We start from the raw sequence: 24,657 nt of genomic DNA, 5'->3' as shown, positions 1-24,657 counted from the left end.
ATTGTCGACCTCGGCGCCCCTCATCCGCCCTTCGGCACCTTCTCCCTGCGGAACGAGGAGAAGGGAAAGGCTCTCACCCCCGCCAAACGCCTTCCTTCCTCAGATCATCCATCGTGCGCGAGATGCCTTCGCGCAGGATCGCGACCATGTCGTCGATCTGCTCGCGGCTGATGATGAGAGGCGGCGACATCACGCACATGTTGATCAGCGGCCGCACCAAGAGACCGAGCTCATGGCAATGCGCGTCGATACGTTTTCCCACATCCTTGTCGAGCTGCAGCGGATCCTTGCTCTCGCGGTCGGCGACGCATTCGACGCAAGCCATCAGGCCGGCGCCGCGTACCTCGCCGACCAGCGGCAGTTCCTCGAGTGTCTTCAGTCGCGCCTGGAAATAGGGCGCGATCTCGCGCGCATGCTGAAGCACGCCCTCTTCCAAAAGATCGAGGTTCTTCAGCGCGACGGCGCAGCCGATCGGATGGCTGGTGTAGGTGAGGCCATGGCCAAACAGGGCATCGGGATGGTTGGAGCGGCGCAGTTCCTCCAGCAGCCGCTCGGAGATGATCACGCCGCCAAGCGGGAAATAGCCCGAGGTCACCCCCTTGGCGAAGGTGATCATGTCCGGATCGAGGCCGAACACGTCGCCCGAGGCAAAAAGATGGCCGAGCCGTCCGAAGCCGGTCACCACCTCGTCCGAGACATAGAGTATCTCGTTCTCGCGGCAGATCTCACGGATGCGCTTCAGGTATCCGTCCGGCGGCACGACGACGCCGCCCGAAGCTTGCACCGGCTCGCCGACAAAGGCGCCGATGCGACCGGCGCCGACGCGCGCGACCGTGTCGCGGAACTGGTCGACGAGGAAATCGGTGAAGGCGTCGATGCTCATCTCCTTCGGCCGTCGGAACGGATCGGGCGAGGAGAGCTTGATTACCAGCTCGTCGGCACCATCCATCCAGTGCCGGTCGCGCGGGCGGCCGTTGAGCGAGGCCGACAGGTAGGTCGAGCCGTGATAGGCGCCGCCGCGGCTGATGATCAGCTTCTTCTCCGGCCTGCCGCGCACATTGTTGTAGAACTGCATGAAGCGCAGCGCCGTCTCCACCGCCGACGAGCCGCCGGTGGTGAAGAAGGTGTGACTGAGATCGCCGGGAGCGGCATCGGCGATGCGTCTCGCAAGCTCGGCTGAGGGCGCATTCATCGTATACCAAGGCGTGTTGTAGGACAGCGCCATCGCCTGGTCGTACATCACCCTTGCCAGTTCCTCCCGGCGATGCCCGACATTGATGCACCACATGCCGGCCGGACCGTCGATCAGCCGCTTGCCGGATGCGTCGGTGATGTAGATGCCCTCGCCCTCGCCGATCAGCGCCCGTGCCTCGGCGCCGACCGAACCGGCATAGGGCCAGGGCTGGACAAGATGACGCTTGGCCAGCTCGACCGCATCGTCGTCCCCGGGCTCGACAACTCCCCTCGCCTTGATCTCTCGTACAGCTGCCATCTTAGCCTCGCATGGTCCGTTGCGGTGTTTTCCAGAGACATGAAACGCAGCGGAAAGCCCTGGAAATGCGGCTTTCCGTCACTTCATTTTGAATGTCCATTCAATCAATATTGCAGAAATAGCGCTTGATTTCAATCGGCGGATGCGCTCATGATGAAAGAAAGCCGGCAAGTCTGAAGTGATCGCTCCAGGCACATAAAATGGGAACAGGCAGTCGGCGCCGATCAATGGGAAGGCCGTATGGCGGGACAGTCCGAGCCGGCAACTGCAATCACGCCCGGAGCGCTGCAATGACGGCCGCCGCGGAAGGGTCGCCCCCGCTGCGCATGGCGAGAGCCAGACGAAGTCCCCTTCTGCAGTCGGAAGCCGTCCAGGGCATTGCGCTGATCAGCCCGACTTTCCTTTACGCGCTCATCCTTCTCGTCCTGCCGATCCTGGTTGTTATAGCCCATTCCTTCTGGACGCAGGACTACCTGACCATCGACCACACATTCACGCTGGAGAATTATCGGATCGCGCTGACCGAGCCGATCTACCGCGACCTGCTCTGGCGCTCGCTCTACATCTCGCTGACGGTCAGCCTGCTCACCGTGCTGCTCGCCTATCCGATCGCCTATTTCATTTCCTTCCATGGCGGCCGCCAGAAGAGCCTCTGGCTGTTCCTCATCACCATCCCGTTCTGGACCAGCTACCTGCTGCGCGTGATGTCGTGGAAGGTGATCCTCGGCTACAACGGCGTGCTCAATTCCGGCCTGATGGGCCTCGGCATCATCGACGAGCCGTCGACTGCGCTGCTCTACAATTCCAGCGCGGTCATCATCACGCTGACTCACGCCTGGGCGACCTTCGCCATCCTGCCGATCTTCGTTTCGCTGGAGAAGGTCGACCGCACCCTGGTCGAAGCGGCGACCGATCTCGGCGACGGGCCGCTGCGCTCCTTTCTGCGCGTGACCTTGCCGCTGTCGGCGCCAGGCGTCATCTCGGCGGCGCTGATCGTCATGATCCCGACCGTCGGCGACTACGTCACGCCGAAGCTGGTCGGCGGCAAAGACGGCGTGATGATTGCCAACGCCATCCAGGCGCAATTCGGCAAGGCGTCGAACTGGCCGCTCGGCGCAGCACTCTCCGTCACCACCATGGTCATCGTCTCGCTGATGGCAGGCGCCGCGGTGCTGGTCATCCGCGCGCTGCAGAGGCTGGCGCGATGACGGCGATCAGACGTTACCTGCCAAGCTGGCTGTCGAGCTACGCCGCGCTCTACATTCTCTTCCTCTATCTGCCGGTGATCTTCCTGCCGATCTTCTCGATCAACACCGCGGCGACGCCGAAATTCCCGCTCTCAGGCGTCACGCTGCATTGGTACCAGGACCTGCCGCGCACGCCGGCATTGATCGACGCCACCTGGAACAGCTTGGTTGTCGGCGTCTCGGCCGCTATCCTGTCGACCGTGTTCGGCATTCTCGCCGCCCGTTCGATCACCCGCTACCGCTATCCCGGCCGCCGCACCGTCAACGGGCTGATCATGGCCCCGCTGGTGCTGCCCGAGGTCATCGTTGCCATCTCGATGCTCCTGGTGATGCTGCAACTGGGCTTGAGCTTGTCGCTGTTCACGGTCGTGCTTGGGCATGTGCTGGTCTGCATTCCCTATTCGATGACGGTGCTGACATCCGGCTTCGAAGGCTTCGACCGCAGCCTCGAGGAAGCCTCCGCCGATCTCGGCGAAAGCGCCTTCGGCACCTTCCGGCGTGTGACGCTGCCGATGGTGGCGCCAGCGATCGTCTCCAGCCTGCTGGTCTGCTTCACCATCTCGCTCGACGAGTTCATCATCGCCTTCTTCCTCACCGGCACCGAGGCGACGCTGCCGATCTACATCTGGGGACAGCTGCGCTTCGCGGCCAAGCTCCCCGGCGTGCTGGCGCTCGGCACCTTGCTGTTGGCGGCGTCCTTCGTGCTGATGACCGTTGCCGAGATCCTGCGCCGCCGCGCGGCGAGACGTACCCAGAACGAGGGAGGCCTCTATGCTTGAGCGGGTCCAGTCCGAGCGAACGATTTCCGATCGCACCATGATCGAGATCCGCGACGTCACGCGCAGCTACGGCGCGTTCAAGGCGTTGGACAATGCATCGCTCGCGATCAGGGAGGGCGAGTTCTTCTCGCTGCTCGGGCCGTCCGGCTGCGGCAAGACCACGCTTTTGCGCATGATCGCCGGCTTCGATACGCCGACCAGCGGCTCGATCGCCGTCGACGGCCAGCCGATGGACGGCATTCCCGCCAACCGGCGTCCGACCAACATGGTCTTCCAGAGCTACGCGATCTTTCCGCATCTCAATGTTGAGCAGAACGTCGCCTACGGGCTGAAGCGGCTGAAACTGCAGGGCGGCGAAGAAAAGCGCCGCGTCGAGGAGGCGCTTGCGCAGGTGTCGCTGACCGGCCTTGGCAAGCGCCGCGCCACCGAACTCTCCGGCGGCCAGCGTCAGCGTGTGGCGCTGGCCCGCGCGCTGGTCATGCGTCCCAAGGTGCTGCTGCTCGACGAGCCGCTATCGGCTCTCGACAAGAAGCTGCGCGAGCAGATGCAGGTCGAGTTGCGCCGGCTGCAGCAGGCGGTCGGCATCACCTTCGTGCTGGTCACGCACGACCAGTATGAGGCTTTGGCCATGTCGGATCGCATCGCCGTCATGTTCGGCGGCCGTATCGCGCAGGTCGCCTCGCCCAAGGAAATCTACCAGCGCCCGGTCAACCGCCAGGTCGCCGACTTCCTCGGCGGCATGAATTTCGTCAAGGCCGAGATCGTCGAGGAGAACGGCGCGTCCTTGGTTGTCGACACGCTTGGCTTCGGGCGTGTGAGGACCGACAAGCCGAAGGCCTTCGTCCGCAACGGCGGCGCGGCGACGCTCGGCATCCGGCCGGAGCGGCTGCGCGTGCTCTGGGACAATGCGGCGGCGAAGTTCGAGGTCGCCGGCAAGGTGGTCGAGCGCCACTATTTCGGCGAGATCACCCATCTGATCGTCGAGATCCCGGGGCTGGAAAAGCCGCTCTCGGTGACCGAGACCAATGATTTCGGCGCCGACGACATTCCGGTCGGCGCGCCGATCCGTCTCGCCTACGACCCAGAGGCCCTGGTGGCGATGGCGGACTGAAGCCGCGCCAAAATCTTCCCGGCGGCGATGCGTCCGGCCACGATCGCGCCCTCGACATAGGCGGGGAAGGACGGCGACACTTCCGACGACGCAAAATGGATCGGCGGCGCGCCGGCAAGGATCGTGCGCTCGGCATCCGTTGCCGTCACGTCGACGATGAGATCGCTATAGGCGCCGCCGCTCCAGCAGTCATCCGTCCAGTCGCGCTGGCTGAAATCGAGAATATCGGCCGCGTCCGGACCGAGCGCATCCGCGAGCTTCGCAACGACCTCGGCGCGCAACGCCGCAGCACCCAGCTTGCGGCAGCGCAGCGCCAGCGGCCCGCCGATGAAGACGACGAGCGCTGCATGCTCGGCGTCCCTGCTGGCATCGCAGGCAAACAGGCCCGGCATGTCGCGCCACATCACCATGCCGCTCAGATCGCGCTCGCGCCAGAACGGCCTGGCATAACGGACGAGGATCTTGACCACCGCGCCGCTTTCCCAGACGCCAAGCGCCTTCTTCAAGGCCGTCGATAAGGCAGGCCGAAAGTCGAGCCTGTTGGCCGTCGCTGGCGGCAGGGCGAGCAGGACCTCGTGCGCCTCGACGGCGCCGCCGCCGGCGACGACACGAACGCCTGACGGCCCACGCTCGATGCGAATGGCCGGCTCGTTCAGCCGCAGCCGGTCACCGAGATCGCCCGCCAGGTCCTCGGCCAGCGACTGCATGGTCTCGCGCAGAGAATATTGCAGTTCCGGCACTTCGTTGGTGATGCGGCGATCATTGTCGATCAGGTACCAGAGCGGCACCTTTTCCAGCGCCAGGCACCACAGTCCCTCGATCATCGAGCGGAAGGCGGCTTTGGCATCTACCGGATCCGTCTGGCGTTCGAGCCAGGAGGCGACTGTCAGCCCGGCGATCGCGGGATCGTCAGGCTCGATCCAGTTCATGCGGTCGCGGATCGCCATCGCGGTCACATAGGTCTGTCCGGCCTGGTCGACCGACATCGGTGGATGGGTGATGAAATCGCCATCGACAAAGGTTTTGACGAAGGTCTTGCCGCGCGCCCTGGCCAGCGCCATCAGCTCCGGCATGTCCTCGCACAGGAACTGGCCGCCGCTGTCGATCAGCTCGCCGAGCCCGTTTCGCATACCTTCCACACGACCGCCGACGCGGTCGCGTGCTTCCAGGACAAGGAAATCGACGCCGGCACGCTTCAATTCGAGCGCGGCCGACAGGCCGGTGAAGCCGGCGCCGACGATTGCAACGTCGGTTCTTTCGATCTTGCTGCTCAATAGCCGGCCTTGATCTTCTCGAACTCGGCGATCATCTTCAGCTTGAGCTCGGAAGGCAGCGGCTGCTGGAACAGCGTCTTGTCGACCCATTTTTCCACGTTGTCGTAGCCCTTTTCCTTGAGCACCGCCTGGTCGACACCGGCCATGCCCTTGGCGTTGGCTTGGCCGTAGCCCCAGTCCTTGACCAGCACCTTGGCGACTTCCGGATCGTTGACGGCATTGAGATAGTCATAGGCCTTGTCAATGTTGCCGGGCGCGTCCTTGAACAGCACATAGCCGCACACCCAGGTCGAGATGCCCTCGTCGGTATCCTTCTTGGACTTGATCGGCACGCCGGCGGCCTGTGATTGCACCGCCGCGTCGTTCCAGGCCCAGGCGAGATCGACCTCGCCGCCTGAGAGCAACTGCACGATGTCGGTGGTGTCGGTCCAGTAGGAGCGCACGTTCTTGTGCACCTGGCGCAGGAAATCGGACGCCTGCTTGAACTGCTCGTCCGTCATCTTTGTCCAGTCCTTCAGCCCGATGGCGAGGCTGGCCAGCGCATAGGCGTCGTCGACATTGTCGCCGATCGAGACGCGTCCCTTATACTTGGGATCGGCGAAGGCCTTCAGCGACTGCACGTCCTTCTCGGCGATCTTGTCGGAGTTGAAGGTGAGCTGCGTGTCACCCCAGTCCCAAGGCATGAACCAGGCTTTGCCGTCGGGGGTGGTGGCAAGGTCCTTCATCGCCATGATGCCGGGGTTGAGATCCTTCCAGCCGGCGATCTTGGAGGTGTCGAGCGGCTGCAACAGCCCCGCCTCGCGCCACTTCACCACGCTTTGCGAACACGGATGGCCGAGGTCGGCCTTGAAGCCGGAGCGGATCTTCTCGAATGCCTCGTCCTCATCGCCGAAGAAGGCGAAGGTCGGCGAGTCGCCGTCCTTCTCGACATATTTGCCGTGGAAGCTGGGGTCCTCATAGCCGGACCAGTCGAACACGATGAGGTCCTTGTCGGCGGCAACGGCGAACGCTGCCGCCGAAGACGCCAGCGCGCCGGCGAGCGCCAAAGTAAGTGTCAGGCGTCGGCTGAGTTTCTTCATGCTGTTCCATCCTCTTTGGTCTTGCCGGTCTTGCTGGCCGGCTGTTGCTAACCCCGGGCTGACGTTAATCGTAGTGTTTCGGAAAGGCGGCGGCCAGGAACGCGTTGGCCGCCTGCAGCGCGGTCTCGCGGGTGGTGTCTTCTGTGCCCATCATCAACCGCAGCCACAGGCCCTCGAGCATGGCCGATAGCGCCAGCGCCATGACCTGCGGCTCATAGGCATAGCCGCCGCTTTGCTTGAGCGTCGCGCAGAGGTCGATGAACACCTGTTGGTAGTAGGCGTCGCGCGAGCTGCTCAGCGCCTGGTAGGTCGGCCGCGATTTGGCCTCGCCCCAGAAGGCGCACCAGGCGGCGAGCTTGCGCTTGTTGCAGATCGAGCGATCGAAGTCGGCCCACACCAGCGCCTGCAGCTGCCGCGCCGGATCGTCGCCTGCCTTCTGCAAGGCGGCGCGCCAATGCGCCGAATACTCGTCATACATATATTGCAGCGTGGCTACGAGCAGCTTCTCCTTGCTTTCGAAATGGAAGTTGACGATGCCGCGGGACAGGCCCGCGCCGTCGGCCACATCGGCCATCGTCGTTTCCGCATAGCCGCGCTTGGCCAGTGAATCGATCGTCGCCTCGATCAACTGGAGCTGCCTGACTTCTTTCGAAGCCTTGCGGCCGCGCTTCTCGGCCTCTCCTTTTCGTGCCGGTTCGGGCAAGGCATCCCTGGCCTCTGCATTCTTCATGAGCGTGACGGTCTCCAGCATTGCCGGCTATCCGACCGGCTTCCAACCGCGCAGATGAGTGGGGCGGTGCTCACCACTGTCAAGCACCTTCTGCATCGCCTCCCAGGTCCGGATGTTCTTGTCGACATAGCCCCCGCCGACCGCGGCGGCGAGCGCTTGATAGAGTGGCCCCTTCAGGCGCGCCAGTTCCTCCCGCGCCACCTCGCGGTACCATGCGTTGCGGCCGCGGACGCTGATGTCGCGGAAGCCAGCACGACGCATCGCCTCGGCGTAGCGCGCCGGCGAAGCCATGGCAAAGGACAAGCCTTCCGCCGCGAGATAGGCCTTCATGTCCGCAGACGGCTCGCCGTCGTGCGAGATCATCCAGTTCGACGCGGCGAAGACGCCGCCGGGCTTCAGCACGCGGAAGATCTCGGCGAACAGGGCATCCTTGTCCCGGACATGCAACAGTGCGTCCTTCGAGAAGACGACGTCGAAGGAAGCATCGGTGAAAGGCAGCAGTCCCGGCGGCGCCTGGACGAAGCTGACGCGGTGCTGGAGACCCTGCGCAGCCGCCTTTCGCTTTGCCGTCTCGATCACCGGCCTCTCGACATCGAAACCGGTCGCATGCGCCGCACCATGGCGCGCGACCAGATCCAGCGTGATGCCGCCGGCGCCGCAGCCGAGATCGAGGATCGTCTTGCCCTCGAGCGAGAGGCCTTCGACCACGCGGTCCACTTCGTCCGGGCCGCCCGGGGAGAGGTAGCCATCGCCCCAGAGCGCCTCGAGGAAGCGAATGGCCGCGTCGTCATATTCCGGCTCGGCGTTAGCCGTTTCGATCATCGGACTGAGCCTCAAATGCCGAAGTCACCTTCGCGCTAGCGGAACACCAGAAATGCGGGGCAAAGCCTAGCGCATCAACGCAGAAACGCAACGCCATTTGTTGAACATTCATTCAAAATGGCTGGACAAAAAACCGTGACCCGTGCCAAATTCGGCTGATCGGGGAACAAATCGCACCCAAAAACGGGCGGCCGGAGGGAGGTTGAGCGCACATGAAGGCATGGGACGCGATCGTCATCGGCGGCGGCCACAACGGGCTGGTCAACGCCGGCTATCTGCAGCGCGCCGGGCTCGACGTGCTGGTGGTCGAGAAGAACGACTGGGTCGGCGGTGCGGCCACCAGCCGCGAGCTGACGCCGGGCTTTCTCTACTCCAACTGCTCCTATGTCTGCTCGCTGTTCCGGCCCGAGATCATGCGCGATCTGGAGCTGCCGCGCTTCGGCCTGCAGGTGATCTCCTATGAAGGCGGCGCGGTGTTCACGCGCGACGGCGACTATCTCGCCAACTACCGCGACCACGACGCGCATCGCCGCGAATTCGCCCGCTTCTCCAAGCGCGACGCCGAGGCCTACGACCGCTATTCGCGGGACGTCACAAGGCAGTGCCGCTTCATCCAGCCGCTGTTGATGCGCACCGCGCCCGATCCCACCAGCTTCAAGCCGCGCGATCTTGGCGAGTTGCTTTATCTCGGCAAGAGATTCGCCGGTCTCACTGCTGAGGAAATGGCGCTGACCTTGCGCTTCTGGACGATGTCGATCTCCGACTTCCTCGACGAGTATTTCGAGACCGACGTCATCAAGGCGAACTTTGCGCTCGCCGGCATCATCGGCACGGCGCTTGGGCCCATGTCGCCCGGCACGGCCTATGTCCTGCTCCACCATTATATGGGCGAGGTCGATGGCTCCGTGGGCGCATGGGGCTATGCGCGTGGCGGTATGGGTGCCGTGACCAAGGCGCTCGCCGCCTCATTCAAGGCCTCCGGCGGCACGATCCGCACCGGGGCCGAGGTCGAGCGCGTGCTGATCAGGAACGGCAGGGCCAAGGGCGTCGTGCTGGCAGGCGGCGAAGAGGTCCACGGCAAGCTCGTCGTCTCAAACGCCGACGTGAAGCGCACCTTCCTGAAACTGGTCGAGGAGAAGGAGCTGCCCGACATTTTCCTTCGTCGCGTCAGGAACTTCAAGATCCGCGGCTCGTCCGGCAAGGTCAACATCGCGCTCGATTCGCTTCCCCAATTCCCGGCTCTGCCGAAGGATTCGCCGGTCTACCGCGCCGACATGCACTTCACCGATTCCATCGAGCGCATGGAGCGCGCCTATGACGACTGGAAGGCCGGGCGCTGGTCGGCCGATCCCTTCCTCGACATGGTGATCCCGACCACGCTCGACCCGACCATGGCGCCGCCGGGAAAACATTTCATGAGCTGCTTCGTGCAATATGCGCCGCCCAAAATTGGCGGCCGAGACTGGACGGACGCCGACCGCGACGGCTTCGCCGAGAGCGTGGTTGCGCAGATCGCCGAATATTCGCCCGGCTTCCGCGACCGCATCGTCCATATGGAGGTGCGCACGCCGCGCGAGATCGAGGCCGAGGTTGGCCTCACCGAAGGCAACATCTTCCAAGGCGAACTGACCTTCGACCAGCTGCTGTTCAACCGCCCGGTGCCGGGCTACGCGCAATACCGCTCGCCGGTCGGCGGGCTCTATATGTGCGGCTCCTCCACGCATCCGGGCGGCGGCGTCATGGGCGCGCCCGGACGCAACGCCGCCGCCGAGATCCTGCGCGATCTCGCCAAGCCAACCCTGCATATGAGTCCGGCCCATGACGTCATCTGAAACGAATTGGGACGCGATCGTCATCGGCGGCGGCCACAATGGCCTGGTTGCCGCCGCCACGCTGGCGAAATCGGGACGCAAGGTGCTGCTGCTCGAAGCTGGCAAGGAGGTCGGCGGCGCGGCGCGCACCGAGGAATTCGCTCCGGGGTTTCGCGTCTCCTCGGTCGCTCATCTGCTCAATCGCCTGCATCCCGATGTGGTGAAGACGCTGGAGCTCGAGCGCCGCGGCCTGAAGATCGAGCGCGGCGATTTCGTGCCCTCGGTCGCATTGTCGAAAGACGGCCCGCTGGTGCTGCACGGCGCTTATGGCGAGGCGCTTACGGGCGCCAGCCCGTCGGAGCAGTCGGCTTGGCGCGACCTGCGCGCGCAGCTGTTGCGCTACGCCGGCGTTTTGAAACCGTTTCTGTCGCGCCGCCCGCCGGACCTTGCCGGCATGTCGCTCGCCGAAATGACCGGGCTCGGCCAGACGGCGCTGGCGCTGAAAAAGCTCGGCAAGGAGGATATGCGCGACTTCCTGCGCGTGCTCTTGATGAACGTCTACGACTTGCTCGACGAGCAGCTTTCCGACGACAGGCTGAAAGGCCTGCTCGCTTTCGACGCGACACTGGGCTGCCATCTCGGTCCGCGCTCGCCGACATCGCTGCTCGGCCTCTACTATCGGCTCGCTGGCGAGATCGGCGGGTTCGCCGGCGCGCAGATACAGCCCAAGGGTGGCATGGGCGCGGTCGTTGCCGCCATCCGCTCGGCGGCCGAGCAAGCGGGTGTTTCGATCCGTCTGGCTTCGCCGGTCGCCAAGGTCGTCGTCGAGAAGGGCCGCGCCCTCGGTGTCGTCACGCAGGGCGGCGAAGCGCTGCGCGCAAAAGCCGTCGTCTCGGCCATCAATCCCGCAACCACGATCCTCGATCTGGCCGGGCCGCGCGAGGTCGACACCGGTTTCGTGCGCAAGGTGAAGAACATCCGCATGAAGGGCGATGCGGCGAAGCTCCATCTCGCGCTCGACCGGCCGCCGCAATTTGCCGGCGTCGACGCCGCTGGCCACAAGGGCCGCCTCGTCATCGCGCCTTCGCCGGACCATGTCGAGGGCGCCTTCAACCCGTCGAAATATGGCGAGTTCTCGCCCGAGCCGGTGATGGAGATCACGCTGCCCAGCCTGGTCGATCCTTCGCTGGCACCCTCCGGCGCCTGCGTGCTGTCCGCGGTGGTGCAGTACGCGCCCTATGCGCTGAAACAGGGCTGGACCGCCGGCAAGCCGCAATTCCTCAAGGCGATCATGGCGCAGCTCGAAGCCTATGCGCCTGGCATCGGCGCCACGGTGCGTCATGCCGAGTTGCTGACTCCGGCCGACATCGAGGGACGCTACCGCATGCCCGGCGGTCACTGGCACCACGGCGAGTTGCAGGCCGACCAGATGCTGATGTCGCGGCCGGTCTCCGGCTGGTCGGGCTACGACACGCCGCTCAAAGGGCTGTTCCTTGCCGGCGCCGGTTCGCATCCCGGCGGCGGCATCTCCGGCGCCCCCGGCCTCAACGCCGCACGCCGCATCATCGCGATGAGGGCATGAGATGATTTCGCCATTCACAAACGCAGCGCTCTACGACGCCAACATGAGTCGTCATGTGAAAATCAATTCCGCCCGCACCCTTGCGCAATCCCACTTCCGCACGCTTCGGCTCGACACACCTTTCCAGCCGCGCATTGACGCGATCGCGCTGACAAACGACTGGTACAATTGGGCCGGCTACCGCGCGCCGCATTCGCTCTGGGACGAGGAGCTGGAATATTTTGCCATTCGCAGCCAGGCGGCACTCTTCGACATCTCGCCGATGACGAAATACCGGATCGAGGGTCCGGACGCCGAAGCCTATCTCGACCGTGTCACGCTGCGCGACGTGACCAGGCTGAAGCCGGGCCGCGTCCACTACACCGCCTGGTGCGACGACGAGGGTTTCGTCCTCGATGACGGCACGCTGTTCCGGCTGTCGCCGACGCGCTTTCGGCTGTGCTCGCAGGAGCGGCATCTGCCCTGGCTGCTTGACAGCGCCATCGGCTATGAGGTCAGCGTCGAGGAAGAAACCGAAGCGATCGCCGGGCTCGCGCTGCAAGGCCCAACCTCCTTCGCCATCCTGCGCGACGCCGGCTTTGCCGGCATCGAGCGGCTGAGGGTTTTCGACCTCGCCGACTTCGCGCATGACGGCGCTGCCGTCACCATCTCGCGCACCGGCTTCACCGGCGATCTCGGCTACGAGCTGTTCGTGCCGGCGGACAAGGCGTTGAGCCTGTGGGACCGGCTGATGGCGGCGGGCGGGCTGCGCGGCATCCGCGCCATCGGCTACACGGCGCTCAATCGCGCCCGGCTAGAAGCCGGGCTGATCGTCGCCAATGCCGACTTCACCACTGCCGGGCATGCCATCCGTGCCGACCGCCTGCGCATGCCGGACGAGATCGGCGTCGGCTTCATGGTCGATCCGAACAAAGGCCACTTCAACGGCCGCCGCCCCATCTTCGAAGCGCGGGCGAAGAAGCAGCTGCGCCATGTGCTGGTCGGGCTGGAGATCGAAGGCAACATCCCGGCCGAGCACGCCATCGTCTACTGCAAGAAGAGCCGGGAGGTCGGGCTTGTCAGCGCAGCGATGTGGTCGCCCATGGCCAAGCGCAACATCGCCATCGCCTCCTTGCAACGGCCTTACGGCGATAGAGTCGTCGACGACCTCTGGGTCGAGATCTACGCCTTGCGCGAGCTGCGATACCAGAAGCTGATGAAGCGGGCGAAAGTGGTGCCGCGGCCGTTCATCAAGCTCGATCGCCGCACCGCCAACCCGCCGGCGGACTTTTGACGTGGAAGGGGATGCGGACAGGCTGGACGCGGAGGCGGAAGCGGCCGAGCAGTGGCAGCTGGTCAACACGCCGCTCGGCGAGATGTGGTCCGGCCGCACCCGCTATGCGGCGGCGATGTTCTTCTTCAAGCGCGGCGAGATGGATGCCGAGACGCTGGAGGTCTACCGCATCTGCGCCCGGCTCGACCATGAAGACCCCTTGCCGATCATCCGCGACCGCGGTGTCGGCAAGGAATGGCTGAAGCGCTTGGGTGCGTAAGCCCGCAGCGCGACGGAGCTGAGCTCCTGCTTCGTCCTAGGATGACGACGTCTGGGGGAGCGTTCTGGCCCAATCCAGAACGTCCAAGATTGTCACTTTATCCGATCGTCCTTTCAAGGACACGCAGCCAATTCCGATAAGCGATCTTCTCGATCAGCGCGCGCCCGAAGCCGCGAGCGGCGAGCGCGTCGAGGAGCTTCGGCAGGCCTGCCACGTCGCCGATCACCGCCGGGATCATGGCACCGTCGAAATCGGATCCGAGGCCGACACCGTCCTCGCCCAGCGCCTGCAACAGCGACTCGATGTGGCGCAGCATGATGTCGAGGCTGGTGTCGGCATTCATGCGGCCGTCCTCGCGCAGGAAGCCGGTGGCGAAGTTCAGGCCCACCATGCCGCCCGTTTCGCGGATCGCGCCGAGCTGCCAGTCGGTGAGGTTGCGCGAATGGCCGCAGATCGCATGCACGTTGGAGTGGGTCGCGACCAGCGGCGCATCGCTGAGCGCGGCGACATCGCGAAAACCCTTCTCGTTGAGATGCGAGAGGTCGATCATGATCCTGAGCTGGTTGCATGCCTTGACCAGCGCCTTGCCGGCGTCGGTCAGGCCCGGCCCGGTATCGGGCGACGAGGGAAAGCGGAACGGGACGCCGTTGCCGAAGGCGTTCGGCCGGCTCCAGACGATCCCCAGCGAGCGGAGCCCGGCGGCATGGAGCACGTCGAGCATGGCAAGCTCGGGATCGATCGCCTCGACGCCTTCGATATGGAACACCGCGGCGATCGAGCCATTCGCCATCGCCTCGCGCACATCGCCGGCGCTGCGGCAGACGGTGAGCGCGCCGGCGCGCTCGAGCCTGAACAGGATCGAGGCCATGCCGATGGTCGAAGTGACCGCCTCGGCGCGCGGCAGTTCCGGCGGCAGTGGTTCGTTGTCGCTCGGCGCCGGCGGCACGGCGCTGCGCTTGGTCTTTTCGATCGGCGGCGGAAAGATCGCGAACATGCCGCCGGCAAAACCGCCCTTGTTGGCGCGCGGCATGTCGATGTGACCGCCCGGCGTGCCCTCGATGAACAGCTTTTCGACATCCGCTTCGTTCGACTGGTAGAGCCTCAGCAGCGTGTCGTTGTGGCCGTCGAAAACGGGAATGAGGTCGGATTCGGTCATCAGGCCATTCGCTTTTTGAGGTGGCGGATCGGGGCGGGAGAATCCCAGGTGATCTGTCTAATTAGGCAAGATGGCCGAACTGCGCAAATGCCAGACGCGTGTTCGCATTTATGGCTGGGCCGCGTCGCTCGCCCCCGGGCGGTGGATCGGCACGCAGCGCCGAGACGGTTGAGGGCGCTGCAGCGGAGTAAGACAGTCGGTTTTTCCCTGGAACTCCCCCACCCGGCCGCTTCGCGGCCACCTTCTCCCTCGGGGAGAAGTGGAAGACGGGTGCTACTACTTCAGCACGTCGGCCCATTCCGGATGGCGGCGGAACTGGGCGTTGGCGAAGGGGCAGAGCGGGATTATCTTCTTGCCCGCCGCGCGCGCGTCCTCGACGGCGCGGGTTACCAGGCGAAGCCCGGCGCCCTGGCCGCGAAAGACATCCGGCACCTCGGTGTGATCGATGATGAGCTGGTGCTCGCCGACCTTGGTGAAGGTCATTTCGGCCTCGGCGCCGCCCGGTCCGCGCAGCAGGTAGCGACCCTTGGAGCCGCGATCTTCCAGTTCGATCTCGGGCAGCTGGTCAGCCATTTTTCTTGCCTCCTGCGCCGACGAGCGAGAGGGCAAAGAGCCGCCGCGCCGCTTCGATTTCATTCGGCCGCACCTCGTGCCCGCCGTCGTGCCATTCCACTGTGACATCGGCCCCGTCGGCGCGCAAATAGGCCTCCAGCCGCGTTGTCAGGTTCGGCGGGCAGATCGGGTCGCGCCTGCCGGCCGTGATCAGGATGCGGCGCCCGGCAAGGCTGCCCTGCACCTGCGGCTCGAACGGGATCAGCGGATGCATCAGCGCCGCGGCATCGAACAGTCCTGGCTCGGCGAACACCACCGAGGCCAGGATGTTGGCACCGTTGGAATAGCCGAGGCCGAACGCCGCCGAGGGCTTTGCCGCTTCGACATGCGCCTTGACGAAGCCGGCCATCTTGGCCGTCGCCCGCGCGAGGTCGTCCATGTCGTAGACGCCTTCGCCGGTGCGGCGGAAGAAACGGGCGGCACCTTGCTCCGACACATCGCCGCGCGGCGAGACTAACGTCGCCGAAGGCGCGAGCTGGCGACCGAAGGACAGAAGCTGGTTCTCGTCGGCTCCGGTGCCGTGGAAGACGAACAGCAGCGGGCCGCCCGGCGAACCGGGCAGCACTTTGTAGATGTAGGCGTCCTTGCTCATGGCGTCAGTCTTCCAGCTTCTGCAGATGCTGTTCGAGATAGGGTCTCAGATGCTGATGCTGCGTCGGCAGCTTCAACGCCTCGCCGAGATGCGCGGTGTCCTCGTCGCGGTTGAAGCCCGGCTCGTTGGTCGACACCTCGAACAGCACGCCGCCCGGCGTGCGGAAATAGATCGCCCAGAAATAGTCGCGATCGATGACCGGCGTCACGCCGTAACCCGTGTCGACAAGCGCCTTGCGCACTTCGAGCTGCCTAGCGCGATCCTCGACCGCGAAGGCGACATGGTGCACAGAGCCGGCGCCGAGATTGGCAAAGCCTGCGCCCGGCAGCGATTCGATGTCGACGACGTCGGCGCCGTTGCCGTTCTTGATCGCCATCCGGCGGATGTTGCCGGACTTGTCGACCTCTTCATAGCCCATGAACTTCAGCAGCTCCTCGGTGGCGCCGCCGTCCTTCAGTCTCAGCGCGACCGAGTGGAAGCCGCGGATCGCCTCATCGGCGGGGACGCCGCCCTTCACCCAGGGCGCTCTGCCGTCGGCCTTGTCTTCGACCAGCGCAAAACTGTCGCCGTCGGGGCCGGTGAAGGCAAGCCGCTTCTCGCCAAAGCTTTCGCTGCGGCCAACACCGCTGACGCCCTCGTCGGCGAAGCGCTTTTCCCAATAGCCGATCGTGCCTTCCGGCACTGAGAAGACGGTGGTGCCGACTTCACCCACCCCATGCCGGCCCTTGCCGATGTCGGGGAACGGGAAATAGGTCATCACCGAGCCCGGCGTGCCGAACTCGTCGGCATAGTAGAGGTGATAGACGTCCGGTGCGTCGAAATTGACGGTCTTCTTCACCCGACGCAGGCCGAGCTTCTTGGTAAAGAATTCATTGTTGCGGCGCGCATCGCTTGCCATCGAGGTAACGTGATGCAGGCCCTTGATCTGATTGAGCATGGTCTTGCTCCTTCCCTATCCTTGCTGCGGCCCTTGCCGCTGTCCACCGCAATATGAGGATAGCGCCGGGCCCGGCAAAGCGACCAAACTCAGAATGGACTGTATCACAAAAGTGAACGGCCATAAGACCGATGTTCACCAATTGATGAAACTGCCTCCTTGCGCCGATCGGGAAATTTCGGCTCCATGAGCGGGCGCACCATGTTGAGGAGAAGAGTTTGGAGAACCGAGTGAGCCGCCCGAATGTTCTTCTCATCACCTGCGACCAGTGGCGCGGCGATTGTCTGTCGGCGGCGGGACATCCGGTGGTGAAAACGCCGATTGCGGATGCGCTCGCGGCCGAGGGCGTGCTGTTCCGGCGCCACTACGGTGGAGCGGCGCCCTGCTCGCCGGCGCGCGCCTGCCTCTACACCGGCCTCTATCAGATGAACAACCGGGTCTGCCGCAACGGCTCGCCGCTCGACGCCCGCCACGGTAACATCGCGCTTTCCGCTCGCGCGGTGGGTTATGACCCCACGTTGTTCGGTTATACCGATATGGCGCCGGACCCGCGCCGGCTTGCGGCCGGCGATCCGCGGCTGAGGAGTTATGAAGGCGTGCTGCCCGGCTTCAGCGTCCGGCAGTTGCTGCCCGAACATCAGAAGCAGTGGCTGTCCTGGCTGCGGACGCAAGGCATCGACACGAGTGCCGGGGCACCGGGCATCCATCGTCCGGCTGGCAAGCAGGGCAAGGTCGGCGATGATGTAAGCAACGCGCCGCCGGTCTATTCGAAGGACCAGACGCCGGCGGCCTTCCTGGCCGGCGAATTCATCCGCTGGCTTGGCGAACAGGAGCAGTCGGCGCCGTGGTTCGCGCACATCTCCTTCATCAGCCCGCACCCGCCTTTCATCGTGCCGCAGCCCTACAACACCATGTACGACCCGGCCGACGGCCCCGCTTTCCGGCGCGCGGCGAACTGGCAAGCCGAGGCGCAAAGCCACCCCTACCTCGCATACGATCTTGGCCTGCAGAAGCGGACGAAGTTCGTTCCCGGCGTCGAGGGCAAGGTGCGGGATTGGAGCGAGGAGAATTTCCGCCGGATCCGTGCGCTTTACTACGGCATGATCTCCGAGCTCGACGCGCAGCTCGGCCGCATCTGGGAAGCGCTGAAGGCGGCCGGCAGTTGGGATGACACTGTGGTTGTGCTCACCTCCGACCATGCCGAGATGATGGGCGACCACTTCATGCTCGGCAAAGGCGGCTTCTTTGACGCCAGCTACCACATTCCGTTGATCGTGCGCGATCCGCGCCGGACAAAAGCGGCCGGCGCATCCATCGATCGCTTCACCGAGGCGGTGGACGTCTTCCCGACCTTGCTCGACCTGATCGACGCAGCACCTGGCGTCCTGGCTCGACGGCGAGGAGCCGGCCGACTGGCGCGACGCGGCGCAGTGGGAATTCGATTTCCGCTCGGCCGCCGACGGCGAAGCCGAGCGGCATTTCGGCATCGGCTCACGCGACTGCAACCTTGCCGTCCTTCGCACCGAGGCTTTCAAATATGTCCATTTCGGCGGCGGCCTGCCGCCGCTTCTCTTCGACCTGGCTAGCGATCCGGACGAGTTGAGCAACGTCGCGCACGACCCCGCCTATCTGCCGGTGCGCCTGGAACTCGCCGAGAAGATGCTCACCTGGCGCGCCAACCATCTCGACCAATCACTCGCGCTGGCGGAGCTGACAAAGGACGGAGTGGTCGGCCATGTGAGCAAGACAGCAGGCAGCAGGGAATAGCGAAACTCGTATTCCCTGCTGCCCGCTGCCCGCTGCCCGCTGCCCGCTGCCTGGTCCCTTACTGCAGGACCATCCTCTGCTTGTCGCGGTTTGCGGCATAGGAGCTCTTGTCGTAGGCTGCCTGCGCCTCCAACTGCTCCTTGGTGAAGTTGGTGTAGAGATACTTATTGCCGTCCTTGTCGGTCATGAACTTCAGCTTATCCATGCCGAGGGCGACTTCCTTCTCGCCGATGCCGAGGAAACCGCCGACATCGATAACGACCGCATCCGGCTTGTTGTCGGGCGTCAGCACGACGTCGCCAATCTCGCCGATCTCGACATCGTTGGCGCCGTATACCGTGGTGCCCTTCAGGTCGTCGACTCTGATGTTGCCCATCGGCATTTCGTTCAACGTCGATTTGTCGATCGAGGCTGTCTTGGTCGTGTCGGTGGCGGCTGTGCCGGCATCGGCCGGCTTGTTCTCAGCCGTCGTATTCGCAGCCGGCGCCGCGGGCTTGGTCTCAGCCGTCGTCTGGGCCGGCTGAGCCGGTTTGGCCTCCTTGTCGGCCGTGGTGTCGGACGAGGTCACGGCAGGGGTGGTCGTTGCCGGAGCAGTGTTCGAAGCCGTGGTGGCTGCGGCCGGCGCCGGATCATAGGCCTTGCGGTTGAAGTCCGGCTGAGCCTCCAGCTCTTCCTTCGTCGTCTCGGCGATCAACCAGCGATCGCCATTCTTCTCTGCCCATTTGGCCTTGGCGAAGTCGAAGGTAACGTTCTTCTCGCCAATGCCCAGGAAGCCGCCGACGCCGATCACGAGGGATTCGGCCTTGCCGTCCTTGGCAAGAACGATGTCGTTGACGTCACCGATCTTTTGGGCGTCGTCGGCGGTGCCGTTATAGACCGACTCGCCCATGATGTTGGTGGCGAGATTGCCTTCAGCCTTCTCTACCGGCTGGGCCGGCTGCGCGGGCGCTTGCGCCGTTCCGGTGTCGGTGGTCGCAGGCTGCGTGGCATCGGTCGTTTGCGCCGGGGCCGGATCATAGGCCTTGCGATCGAAGGCCGCCTGTGCGTTCAGCTCGTCTTTGGTCGTCTTCGCTACGAGCCAGCGGTCGCCGTTCTTCTCGGCCCATTCCAGCTTGTTGTAATCGAAGGCGACATCCTTGGTGCCGACGCCAAGAAAGCCGCCGACGCCGATGATGACGGATTTTACGTTGCCGCTTGCATCGAAAACGACGTCGTCGACCTTGCCGATGTCTTCGGCATCGTCGCCGGTCCCATTATAGACGGACTCACCGATGATGTTGGTCATCAGCGCCCCGTCTGCACGTACTACTGGAGCTTGGGTCTCGGCGGCGGGCGCGGGGGTTTCGGTGGCGGGCGCCTGCGCCGGTGCAGGCGTTGTGTTCTGCGCAATGGCCCCGGTTGCTAGGAGGGTTGCAAGCGCGGTCGTTGCAAAAAGAGTGCGGATCATGATCGTCTCTCCTCGTGCCTGATTTCCTACGCGCCGCATTCGCGGCCTCGCACAAGGCAAGGGCGAGCGCGGCAATATTCCACGATTTCACAACGTCGTGAGGGGAGCCTTGTTCCAAACGGCGCCCGTCCACGGCGCTTGACTTGCTCGCTGACGCGGAACCTTCGGCGGCCCCTTTCCGTTTCAGCCTCCGGCTGAGAGCTCGTTTTTGGCCTAACAATAGCAGGACGGAGAGGGGCATGCGGTTTGCTGCGGTGCTGAACAAGGACGGGGGCACCCTGCGCACGACCGATGTTGCAGCCTTTGCCGACCGGGTCCGCGAGCTTCTGGAAGCGGCCGGCCATTCGGTTCAGATCGACATCGTTGCGGGCGGCGAAATCGCCACGGCTTTGGAAAAGGCCATAGCCAGGCGCACCGTCGATGTCGTGCTGGCCGGAGGCGGCGACGGAACGGTGTCCACCGCCGCCTCGCTTCTGATGAACAAGAAGAAGGCCTTGGCCATATTGCCGGCCGGTACGATGAACCTTTTCGCGCGCAGCCTTGGCATCCCCCAAACACTGGAGGCCGCCTTGAAGGCCTTTACCGACGGCGAGGTCAAGGCTGTCGATATGGCGACCGCGAATGGCCGTCCCTTCGTGCATCAATTTTCAATCGGCATGCATGCCAGAATGGTCCAGCTCCGCGAGAAGATGGATTTTGGCTCGCGGCTGGGAAAGATGCGGGCGTCGGTTCGCGCCGCATGGGCAACGATCAAGAACCCGCGCACCCTCAAGGTGACCTTGACCATCGGCAAGACCGACATCATCACCCGCGCGACCGGAATTGGCATCAGCAACAATCTGTTCGGCGAGGGCCATCTGCCTTATGCGGACAATCCGGCCGGCGGCGTGCTTGGCATCTATGTCAGCGTTGCGCGCCGGCGCCGTGACTTGGTGAAATTGCTGCTTGCCATGCTGCGCGGCCGGTGGCGCCAAAGCGAACATGTCGAGATCCACCAGGCTGACAAAGCCGTGCTGAAAATTCATTCCTCGCCGACAAAGTTCAAGGCGGTGATGGACGGAGAGTTGGTCAAGCTGGAACGCGAAACCACGGTCGAGATCCATCCAGCGACCCTTAACGTGCTGGTCCCTAGAAGCAGCGCGCAGGCAAAGGCAGCCTGAATGAAGCCAAGACCTCAAAACTACTGTGTTTGACCGCTGGGAGCAGGCGCCTGCTCGGTCCCTGGAGGTTGTGGGACGTGCTGCTGCTCGGTGCTCGGCTCTTTGATCAGCACGCCATAAATCTCGGCTACGCCCCAGGCGATGAATACCAGCAGCAGCCCGGCGACGAGAATCCTGAGCGCATGCCAGCCCCAATGCCCCTGGCGGGCTTCGTTTTCAGGAACGGTCTTGGGCATGGTCGGTCTCCAGGTGTGGGGGCGGGCACGCCGAGCACGGCATGGTCGGGTAACGGACCCTTTCCGCGAAAGTTCCCAATCCGACAGCTATATCCGGCACGGTCGGCCGCCCCGACCGGCTTGCCGCGCCTATGGCGTTTCGCTGCGATCCTTTTCTCGAGGCCCAGCCTTCACGTTCTCGCGGTAGATGGCGTAGGCGGCGAGCGCGATCGCGGGCGCGAGAAGCGTGCCCAGGCCGCCCTTGCTTTTCGCGAGCGCCGGGAGCAGAGCGAGCGCCGCGGTAACGCCAACCGCCGTCATGTCGGCCTTTCGCCTTCGCGCGCGCCGCCGCGCCCGCATGCTGGTTGTGAGCTTGTGGATCACGACAATCAGCCCGGCGATCACCAGGAAGCCGATGCCGAAGCCGAGGCTGGTCGCTAGCGGCCCGTAGCGCGCCGCCAGCCAGATATAGGCCGCGCCGATGAGGAAACCGACGCCGCACAGGGCAAAAACACCGGCAAGTCCGTAGAGGATTGCGGTCAGCCGCGCTCTTTGCAAGGCCGCCACCGCCTCGCCGGAAGCAAGGCCGGAAATAAGCGAAACCAGCGTCCCCATATGAGGGCTGCTAGCGGCGCGACAGCAGCGCGAACAGGAAGCCTACTCCCGCCGCAATCGCCAGCGACGTCACCGGCTTTTCGCGAACGCTGGCTATCAACTGCGCTTCCAAATCCTGAGCGCTTCCGCGCATGCTTTCGAACGCTGCCTCGCCGTGCGCGCGCAGCTGCTCGACGCCTTCGGCGGCCGCGCGGCGCGCTGCCCCGTAACTGTCGTCCCGGGTCTTGGCCAATTGCCTGGTGAGCTCTTCGATATCGGCCTTCAACTGCCGGATGTCGGCTTCGAGGTCGGCGCTGGGGGGAGTATCTGTTGCGGATCTGCCTGCGGCGGTCGCCATTGCGTAACTCCTTAAGTTTGCTTCCATTTCAACGCTTGGCCGAGACCGGAGTTCCGTTCTGCCGGTCGTCGTCAGATGAGCCGTCTGCGCTCCTCACCCAAACCTTGCCAGCCGGCCAACTCCGTCAGCCCCTCATGGCTGATAACCTCGCAACCACCGTCACGCCAAATGATCAGCTTACGGTCCATCAGCTTGCGGATCGTCTTGTTGGTATGCACTAGCGACAGGCCGAGCGTATCGGCGATATGCTGCTGCGTGATCGGGATCTGCACCGGCCGCTTGCCGTTAAGGCCTGCGCCCCGGGCACGGCTGGAGATGAAGGCGACAAGATAGGCGGTGCGCTCCAGCGCGGAACGGCGACCGATGCTCAGCAGGTTTTCATCGAGCATGCGCTCCTCGCGCGACGCCATCCAGGTGATGTCATAGGCCAGGCCCGGGTAGTTACGGTAAAGCTCGTGCAATTGGTCGCGCTCGAAGACGCACAGCAGCATCGGCGACAAGGCCTCGACGGAATGCTGCATCTCGCCCATTAGGCTGCCTTGCAGGCCGATGAGATCGCCGGGCATGGAATAGTTGAGGATTTGCCGCCGCCCGTCGCGCAACAGCTTGTAGCGGAATGCCCAGCCTGAAAGTATGGTGTAGAGATGCGCGCTGTGGCTGCCTTCGACCAGCACGGTCGCCCCCTTGTCGACCGCAAGCTCTCCTTTCTTGAACCCGCTGACGAACAACAGCTCCTGACTCTCGAATTGGCGAAAGACTGGCAGCGGCCGCAGCGGGCACTTGCCGCAAGGATATTGGCGGGTGGCAAGGGAATATGCGCTCTGGCCGGACATTTCGACCCCTCTTCGAAACCCCTGCCCCGATCGGGCGAATACAAACGCTTCACCCGGACCGAGGTTCCGCCGCTCACGCAATGCATCGCCGGTCATGTCTTTTTTAAATGACAGAGCGCCGAATACCGCGCATGACTGAAGCCTTATAGGAGTCGCCGCCACGTGCCCCCATTGCTAGACGGATTGCGCATCCTGGTCTTGGAAGACGAATTCTTGATAGCGATGGATGTCGAGCAACTATGCCGCGACCAAGGGGCAGCCGAGGTCACGATTGTTGGGGACCTGGCTGAAATCGACCTGCGGGATGGGTTTTCGTGGTTCGACGCCGCTATCGTCGACCTGATGCTCGGCGGCACCTCGACACTCGACTTCGCCGAGCGGCTGCGCAGCGCGGGCATTCCATTCGTCTTCGCGTCCGGCTACTCCGACGCCGAGGATCTCGAAGGCTCTTTTCCCGAGATTAAGCTGGTCACCAAGCCCTACTCGGGAGACGATCTGATCCAGGCCCTGGCGCTCGCCTGCAGGCGCGCGAAAGCGGCGTGACGACGTAGCGTCGAAGAGCCGGAGGTCGGTGTCAGGCGGCGTTTGATCCTGTCACCTGCGCCGAGATCGCGTCGGGGCCGTATTCGTCCTCGCCAGAAATCTTCAGGATGTCCTGCAGCCGGGCGCGCGCGCGGCTGACCCGGCTCTTGATCGTGCCCACCGCGCAGCCGCAGATCTCCGCCGCCTCTTCGTAGGAAAAGCCGGACGCGCCGATCAGGATAATGGCTTCGCGCTGATCCTCCGGCAGCTGCTCCAGCGCGCCGCGGAAATCCTTGAGGTCGAGCTGGCCATGCTGGGCCGGGTGGACGGCGAGCCTGGCGGTCATGATGCCGTCGCTGTCCTGCACCTCGCGGCCGCGCTTGCGCATCTGCGAATAGAATTCGTTGCGCAGGATCGTGAACAGCCAGGCCTTGAGGTTGGTGCCCGGCTGGAAACTCTCATGTTTGTCCCACGCCTTGACCAGGGTTTCCTGGACGAGGTCGTCCGCCTTGTCGGCATTCTGCGTCAGCGACACCGCAAAGGCGCGCAGGCTTGGGATCGCGCCGAGCAGCTCGGTCTTGAAGCTCTGGGAGACCGCCGCCATGTCTCAGTCCTTTTTCTCGGCGGGTTCGGCCTTTTCCAGCTGGCTGAGCAACTGAGCGAATCGATCCGGCACCTGATCGGAGACCAGCTCGTCGTAATATTGCTTGAGTTTGCGGGCGATTTCGGAGTTCGGTCCGAGCGGACTGCTACCCCCGTTCCGGTGCCTGCTCGGGGCGCCAGTTATTGCATTCTTTGACATTTCTTTCATGTTTGCCCTAAGTCCCAGCACCTGAAACCGCTTTAAAACCATAGATCACGACGCAAGCGGCACCCTTGTCTGGTTGCCCATCCCAAAGCCGGAAACGCCCGCTTCCTAATTTAGTTCCCTGCCCGGCGGAACTTTTTCAGAAAGCCGACGTTGGTTTTGCCGGGACTTCCAGTGAGTCTAGCCTTTGCAATGCA

At 64.1% G+C, this 24,657-nt stretch carries 25 protein-coding genes and 1 pseudogene; 10 read left to right on the top strand and 16 right to left on the bottom strand.

Going from position 1 to position 24,657, the window contains the following annotated elements:
• Positions 1 to 73: 73 nt before the first annotated feature.
• Positions 74 to 1,492 (bottom strand): aminotransferase, encoded by a 1,419-nt coding sequence (locus CK218_RS17830; protein ID WP_095828414.1) that lies wholly within the window; start codon positions 1,490 to 1,492, stop codon positions 74 to 76.
• 290 nt (positions 1,493 to 1,782) lie between these two features.
• Between CK218_RS17830 and CK218_RS17825 the strand changes: the two genes are divergently transcribed.
• From CK218_RS17825 to CK218_RS17815, 3 genes are read left to right on the top strand one after another with little or no spacing between them, the layout of a single operon-like run.
• The gene (locus CK218_RS17825) at positions 1,783 to 2,700 is read left to right on the top strand and encodes an ABC transporter permease (protein WP_095782478.1); all 918 of its coding nucleotides are present in this window, start codon (positions 1,783 to 1,785) and stop codon (positions 2,698 to 2,700) included.
• Positions 2,697 to 3,518: an ABC transporter permease gene (locus tag CK218_RS17820; protein ID WP_095828413.1), complete on the top strand. Its 822-nt coding sequence runs from the start codon at positions 2,697 to 2,699 to the stop codon at positions 3,516 to 3,518. Before CK218_RS17825 ends, CK218_RS17820 begins: the two co-directional genes overlap by 4 nt.
• A gap of 37 nt (positions 3,519 to 3,555) precedes the next feature.
• Positions 3,556 to 4,629 (top strand): ABC transporter ATP-binding protein, encoded by a 1,074-nt coding sequence (locus CK218_RS17815; RefSeq protein ID WP_095828412.1) that lies wholly within the window; start codon positions 3,556 to 3,558, stop codon positions 4,627 to 4,629.
• On the opposite strand, the gene CK218_RS17810 is transcribed toward CK218_RS17815, so the two are convergent.
• The 4 genes from CK218_RS17810 to CK218_RS17795 all read right to left on the bottom strand — a co-directional run bounded on the left by CK218_RS17810 (position 4,593) and on the right by CK218_RS17795 (position 8,534).
• A complete protein-coding gene (locus tag CK218_RS17810) occupies positions 4,593 to 5,903 on the bottom strand; it encodes a flavin monoamine oxidase family protein (protein WP_095828411.1) in 1,311 nt (436 codons plus the stop codon). The two genes, CK218_RS17815 and CK218_RS17810, sit on opposite strands and share 37 nt — an antisense overlap.
• On the bottom strand, positions 5,900 to 6,982 hold the full coding sequence (locus CK218_RS17805) for an ABC transporter substrate-binding protein (protein ID WP_067001264.1): 1,083 nt from the start codon (positions 6,980 to 6,982) through the stop codon (positions 5,900 to 5,902). Before CK218_RS17805 ends, CK218_RS17810 begins: the two co-directional genes overlap by 4 nt.
• 64 nt (positions 6,983 to 7,046) lie before the next feature.
• Positions 7,047 to 7,733: a transcriptional regulator BetI gene (gene betI, locus CK218_RS17800; RefSeq protein ID WP_095828410.1), complete on the bottom strand. Its 687-nt coding sequence runs from the start codon at positions 7,731 to 7,733 to the stop codon at positions 7,047 to 7,049.
• Positions 7,734 to 7,739: 6 nt separating this feature from the next.
• Complete coding sequence (locus CK218_RS17795; RefSeq protein ID WP_095828409.1) at positions 7,740 to 8,534, bottom strand: class I SAM-dependent methyltransferase; 795 nt, start codon at positions 8,532 to 8,534, stop codon at positions 7,740 to 7,742.
• Between the two features lie 212 nt (positions 8,535 to 8,746).
• Here CK218_RS17795 and CK218_RS17790 point away from each other — a divergent pair, with 212 nt between their 5' ends.
• Genes CK218_RS17790 through CK218_RS17775 form a run of 4 tightly spaced genes read left to right on the top strand, consistent with a single transcriptional unit; the run spans position 8,747 to position 13,459 of the window.
• Positions 8,747 to 10,366, top strand: a complete 1,620-nt coding sequence (locus CK218_RS17790) for an NAD(P)/FAD-dependent oxidoreductase (RefSeq protein ID WP_095828408.1) — start codon at positions 8,747 to 8,749, stop codon at positions 10,364 to 10,366.
• Positions 10,353 to 11,927 carry an NAD(P)/FAD-dependent oxidoreductase gene (locus tag CK218_RS17785; RefSeq protein ID WP_095828407.1) on the top strand — a complete coding sequence of 525 codons (1,575 nt, stop codon included), beginning with the start codon at positions 10,353 to 10,355 and terminating at the stop codon, positions 11,925 to 11,927. Before CK218_RS17790 ends, CK218_RS17785 begins: the two co-directional genes overlap by 14 nt.
• 43 nt (positions 11,928 to 11,970) lie before the next feature.
• A complete protein-coding gene (locus CK218_RS17780; RefSeq protein ID WP_095828490.1) occupies positions 11,971 to 13,200 on the top strand; it encodes an aminomethyltransferase family protein in 1,230 nt (409 codons plus the stop codon).
• A gap of 1 nt (position 13,201) precedes the next feature.
• Positions 13,202 to 13,459 (top strand): hypothetical protein, encoded by a 258-nt coding sequence (locus tag CK218_RS17775; RefSeq protein WP_082980657.1) that lies wholly within the window; start codon positions 13,202 to 13,204, stop codon positions 13,457 to 13,459.
• A 97-nt stretch (positions 13,460 to 13,556) separates the two neighbouring features.
• Here the strand turns inward: CK218_RS17775 and CK218_RS17770 are convergent, their stop codons facing one another.
• From CK218_RS17770 to CK218_RS17755, 4 genes are all read right to left on the bottom strand, one after another.
• The gene (locus CK218_RS17770; protein ID WP_095782486.1) at positions 13,557 to 14,615 is read right to left on the bottom strand and encodes a dipeptidase; all 1,059 of its coding nucleotides are present in this window, start codon (positions 14,613 to 14,615) and stop codon (positions 13,557 to 13,559) included.
• Positions 14,616 to 14,891: 276 nt separating this feature from the next.
• Complete coding sequence (locus CK218_RS17765) at positions 14,892 to 15,188, bottom strand: GNAT family N-acetyltransferase (RefSeq protein WP_095782487.1); 297 nt, start codon at positions 15,186 to 15,188, stop codon at positions 14,892 to 14,894.
• The gene (locus CK218_RS17760) at positions 15,181 to 15,819 is read right to left on the bottom strand and encodes an alpha/beta hydrolase (RefSeq protein ID WP_095828406.1); all 639 of its coding nucleotides are present in this window, start codon (positions 15,817 to 15,819) and stop codon (positions 15,181 to 15,183) included. The genes CK218_RS17765 and CK218_RS17760 overlap by 8 nt, the downstream gene beginning before the upstream one ends.
• A 4-nt stretch (positions 15,820 to 15,823) precedes the next feature.
• On the bottom strand, positions 15,824 to 16,756 hold the full coding sequence (locus CK218_RS17755; RefSeq protein ID WP_095828405.1) for a VOC family protein: 933 nt from the start codon (positions 16,754 to 16,756) through the stop codon (positions 15,824 to 15,826).
• A 218-nt stretch (positions 16,757 to 16,974) separates the two neighbouring features.
• Between CK218_RS17755 and CK218_RS17750 the strand changes: the two are divergent.
• A pseudogene (locus tag CK218_RS17750) lies at positions 16,975 to 18,523 on the top strand (alkaline phosphatase family protein).
• Positions 18,524 to 18,581: 58 nt separating this feature from the next.
• Here the strand turns inward: CK218_RS17750 and CK218_RS17745 are convergent.
• Positions 18,582 to 19,970: a PRC-barrel domain-containing protein gene (locus CK218_RS17745; RefSeq protein ID WP_095828404.1), complete on the bottom strand. Its 1,389-nt coding sequence runs from the start codon at positions 19,968 to 19,970 to the stop codon at positions 18,582 to 18,584.
• 239 nt (positions 19,971 to 20,209) lie between these two features.
• Here CK218_RS17745 and CK218_RS17740 point away from each other — a divergent pair, with 239 nt between their 5' ends.
• On the top strand, positions 20,210 to 21,130 hold the full coding sequence (locus tag CK218_RS17740) for a diacylglycerol kinase family protein (protein WP_067002137.1): 921 nt from the start codon (positions 20,210 to 20,212) through the stop codon (positions 21,128 to 21,130).
• A 20-nt stretch (positions 21,131 to 21,150) separates the two neighbouring features.
• Here CK218_RS17740 and CK218_RS17735 read toward each other — a convergent pair whose 3' ends face one another.
• The 4 genes from CK218_RS17735 to CK218_RS17720 all read right to left on the bottom strand — a co-directional run bounded on the left by CK218_RS17735 (position 21,151) and on the right by CK218_RS17720 (position 23,130).
• The gene (locus CK218_RS17735; RefSeq protein ID WP_067002134.1) at positions 21,151 to 21,366 is read right to left on the bottom strand and encodes a hypothetical protein; all 216 of its coding nucleotides are present in this window, start codon (positions 21,364 to 21,366) and stop codon (positions 21,151 to 21,153) included.
• A 129-nt stretch (positions 21,367 to 21,495) separates the two neighbouring features.
• Entirely contained in the window at positions 21,496 to 21,960 is a 465-nt protein-coding gene (locus CK218_RS17730; RefSeq protein WP_095782492.1) for a phage holin family protein, read from the bottom strand.
• A 10-nt stretch (positions 21,961 to 21,970) separates the two neighbouring features.
• Entirely contained in the window at positions 21,971 to 22,297 is a 327-nt protein-coding gene (locus CK218_RS17725; RefSeq protein ID WP_095778215.1) for a DUF883 family protein, read from the bottom strand.
• Positions 22,298 to 22,368: 71 nt separating this feature from the next.
• A complete protein-coding gene (locus CK218_RS17720) occupies positions 22,369 to 23,130 on the bottom strand; it encodes a Crp/Fnr family transcriptional regulator (RefSeq protein WP_095828403.1) in 762 nt (253 codons plus the stop codon).
• Between the two features lie 198 nt (positions 23,131 to 23,328).
• Here CK218_RS17720 and CK218_RS17715 point away from each other — a divergent pair, with 198 nt between their 5' ends.
• Positions 23,329 to 23,673: a response regulator gene (locus tag CK218_RS17715; RefSeq protein WP_336618911.1), complete on the top strand. Its 345-nt coding sequence runs from the start codon at positions 23,329 to 23,331 to the stop codon at positions 23,671 to 23,673.
• A gap of 31 nt (positions 23,674 to 23,704) precedes the next feature.
• Here CK218_RS17715 and CK218_RS17710 read toward each other — a convergent pair whose 3' ends face one another.
• Both CK218_RS17710 and CK218_RS17705 read right to left on the bottom strand, forming a co-directional pair.
• On the bottom strand, positions 23,705 to 24,256 hold the full coding sequence (locus tag CK218_RS17710) for an RNA polymerase sigma factor (protein WP_040973662.1): 552 nt from the start codon (positions 24,254 to 24,256) through the stop codon (positions 23,705 to 23,707).
• Between the two features lie 3 nt (positions 24,257 to 24,259).
• Positions 24,260 to 24,463: a NepR family anti-sigma factor gene (locus CK218_RS17705; RefSeq protein ID WP_095782787.1), complete on the bottom strand. Its 204-nt coding sequence runs from the start codon at positions 24,461 to 24,463 to the stop codon at positions 24,260 to 24,262.
• Positions 24,464 to 24,657 lie beyond the last annotated feature (194 nt).

This window comes from Mesorhizobium sp. WSM3879, assembly GCF_002294915.1.
In the GTDB taxonomy this organism is placed as follows: domain Bacteria; phylum Pseudomonadota; class Alphaproteobacteria; order Rhizobiales; family Rhizobiaceae; genus Mesorhizobium.
Note: the sequence above shows the minus strand (reverse complement) of the source record. Positions and strands in the feature narration are given on the sequence as shown.

Bases quoted from the DNA above. Each gene is read 5' to 3' on its own strand.
- CK218_RS17710 (WP_040973662.1), bottom strand. From the start codon at position 24,256: ATGGCGGCGGTCTCCCAGAGCTTCAAGACCGAGCTGCTCGGCGCGATC.
- CK218_RS17780 (WP_095828490.1), top strand. From the start codon at position 11,971: ATGAGTCGTCATGTGAAAATCAATTCCGCCCGCACCCTTGCGCAATCC.
- CK218_RS17725 (WP_095778215.1), bottom strand. From the start codon at position 22,297: ATGGCGACCGCCGCAGGCAGATCCGCAACAGATACTCCCCCCAGCGCC.
- CK218_RS17770 (WP_095782486.1), bottom strand. From the start codon at position 14,615: ATGACCGAATCCGACCTCATTCCCGTTTTCGACGGCCACAACGACACG.
- CK218_RS17785 (WP_095828407.1), top strand. From the start codon at position 10,353: ATGACGTCATCTGAAACGAATTGGGACGCGATCGTCATCGGCGGCGGC.
- CK218_RS17745 (WP_095828404.1), bottom strand. From the start codon at position 19,970: ATGATCCGCACTCTTTTTGCAACGACCGCGCTTGCAACCCTCCTAGCA.
- CK218_RS17830 (WP_095828414.1), bottom strand. From the start codon at position 1,492: ATGGCAGCTGTACGAGAGATCAAGGCGAGGGGAGTTGTCGAGCCCGGG.
- CK218_RS17705 (WP_095782787.1), bottom strand. From the start codon at position 24,463: ATGAAAGAAATGTCAAAGAATGCAATAACTGGCGCCCCGAGCAGGCAC.
- CK218_RS17790 (WP_095828408.1), top strand. From the start codon at position 8,747: ATGAAGGCATGGGACGCGATCGTCATCGGCGGCGGCCACAACGGGCTG.
- CK218_RS17735 (WP_067002134.1), bottom strand. From the start codon at position 21,366: ATGCCCAAGACCGTTCCTGAAAACGAAGCCCGCCAGGGGCATTGGGGC.
- CK218_RS17805 (WP_067001264.1), bottom strand. From the start codon at position 6,982: ATGAAGAAACTCAGCCGACGCCTGACACTTACTTTGGCGCTCGCCGGC.
- betI (WP_095828410.1), bottom strand. From the start codon at position 7,733: ATGCTGGAGACCGTCACGCTCATGAAGAATGCAGAGGCCAGGGATGCC.
- CK218_RS17755 (WP_095828405.1), bottom strand. From the start codon at position 16,756: ATGCTCAATCAGATCAAGGGCCTGCATCACGTTACCTCGATGGCAAGC.
- CK218_RS17740 (WP_067002137.1), top strand. From the start codon at position 20,210: ATGCGGTTTGCTGCGGTGCTGAACAAGGACGGGGGCACCCTGCGCACG.
- CK218_RS17820 (WP_095828413.1), top strand. From the start codon at position 2,697: ATGACGGCGATCAGACGTTACCTGCCAAGCTGGCTGTCGAGCTACGCC.
- CK218_RS17825 (WP_095782478.1), top strand. From the start codon at position 1,783: ATGACGGCCGCCGCGGAAGGGTCGCCCCCGCTGCGCATGGCGAGAGCC.
- CK218_RS17760 (WP_095828406.1), bottom strand. From the start codon at position 15,819: ATGAGCAAGGACGCCTACATCTACAAAGTGCTGCCCGGTTCGCCGGGC.
- CK218_RS17765 (WP_095782487.1), bottom strand. From the start codon at position 15,188: ATGGCTGACCAGCTGCCCGAGATCGAACTGGAAGATCGCGGCTCCAAG.
- CK218_RS17815 (WP_095828412.1), top strand. From the start codon at position 3,556: ATGATCGAGATCCGCGACGTCACGCGCAGCTACGGCGCGTTCAAGGCG.
- CK218_RS17730 (WP_095782492.1), bottom strand. From the start codon at position 21,960: ATGGGGACGCTGGTTTCGCTTATTTCCGGCCTTGCTTCCGGCGAGGCG.
- CK218_RS17720 (WP_095828403.1), bottom strand. From the start codon at position 23,130: ATGTCCGGCCAGAGCGCATATTCCCTTGCCACCCGCCAATATCCTTGC.
- CK218_RS17795 (WP_095828409.1), bottom strand. From the start codon at position 8,534: ATGATCGAAACGGCTAACGCCGAGCCGGAATATGACGACGCGGCCATT.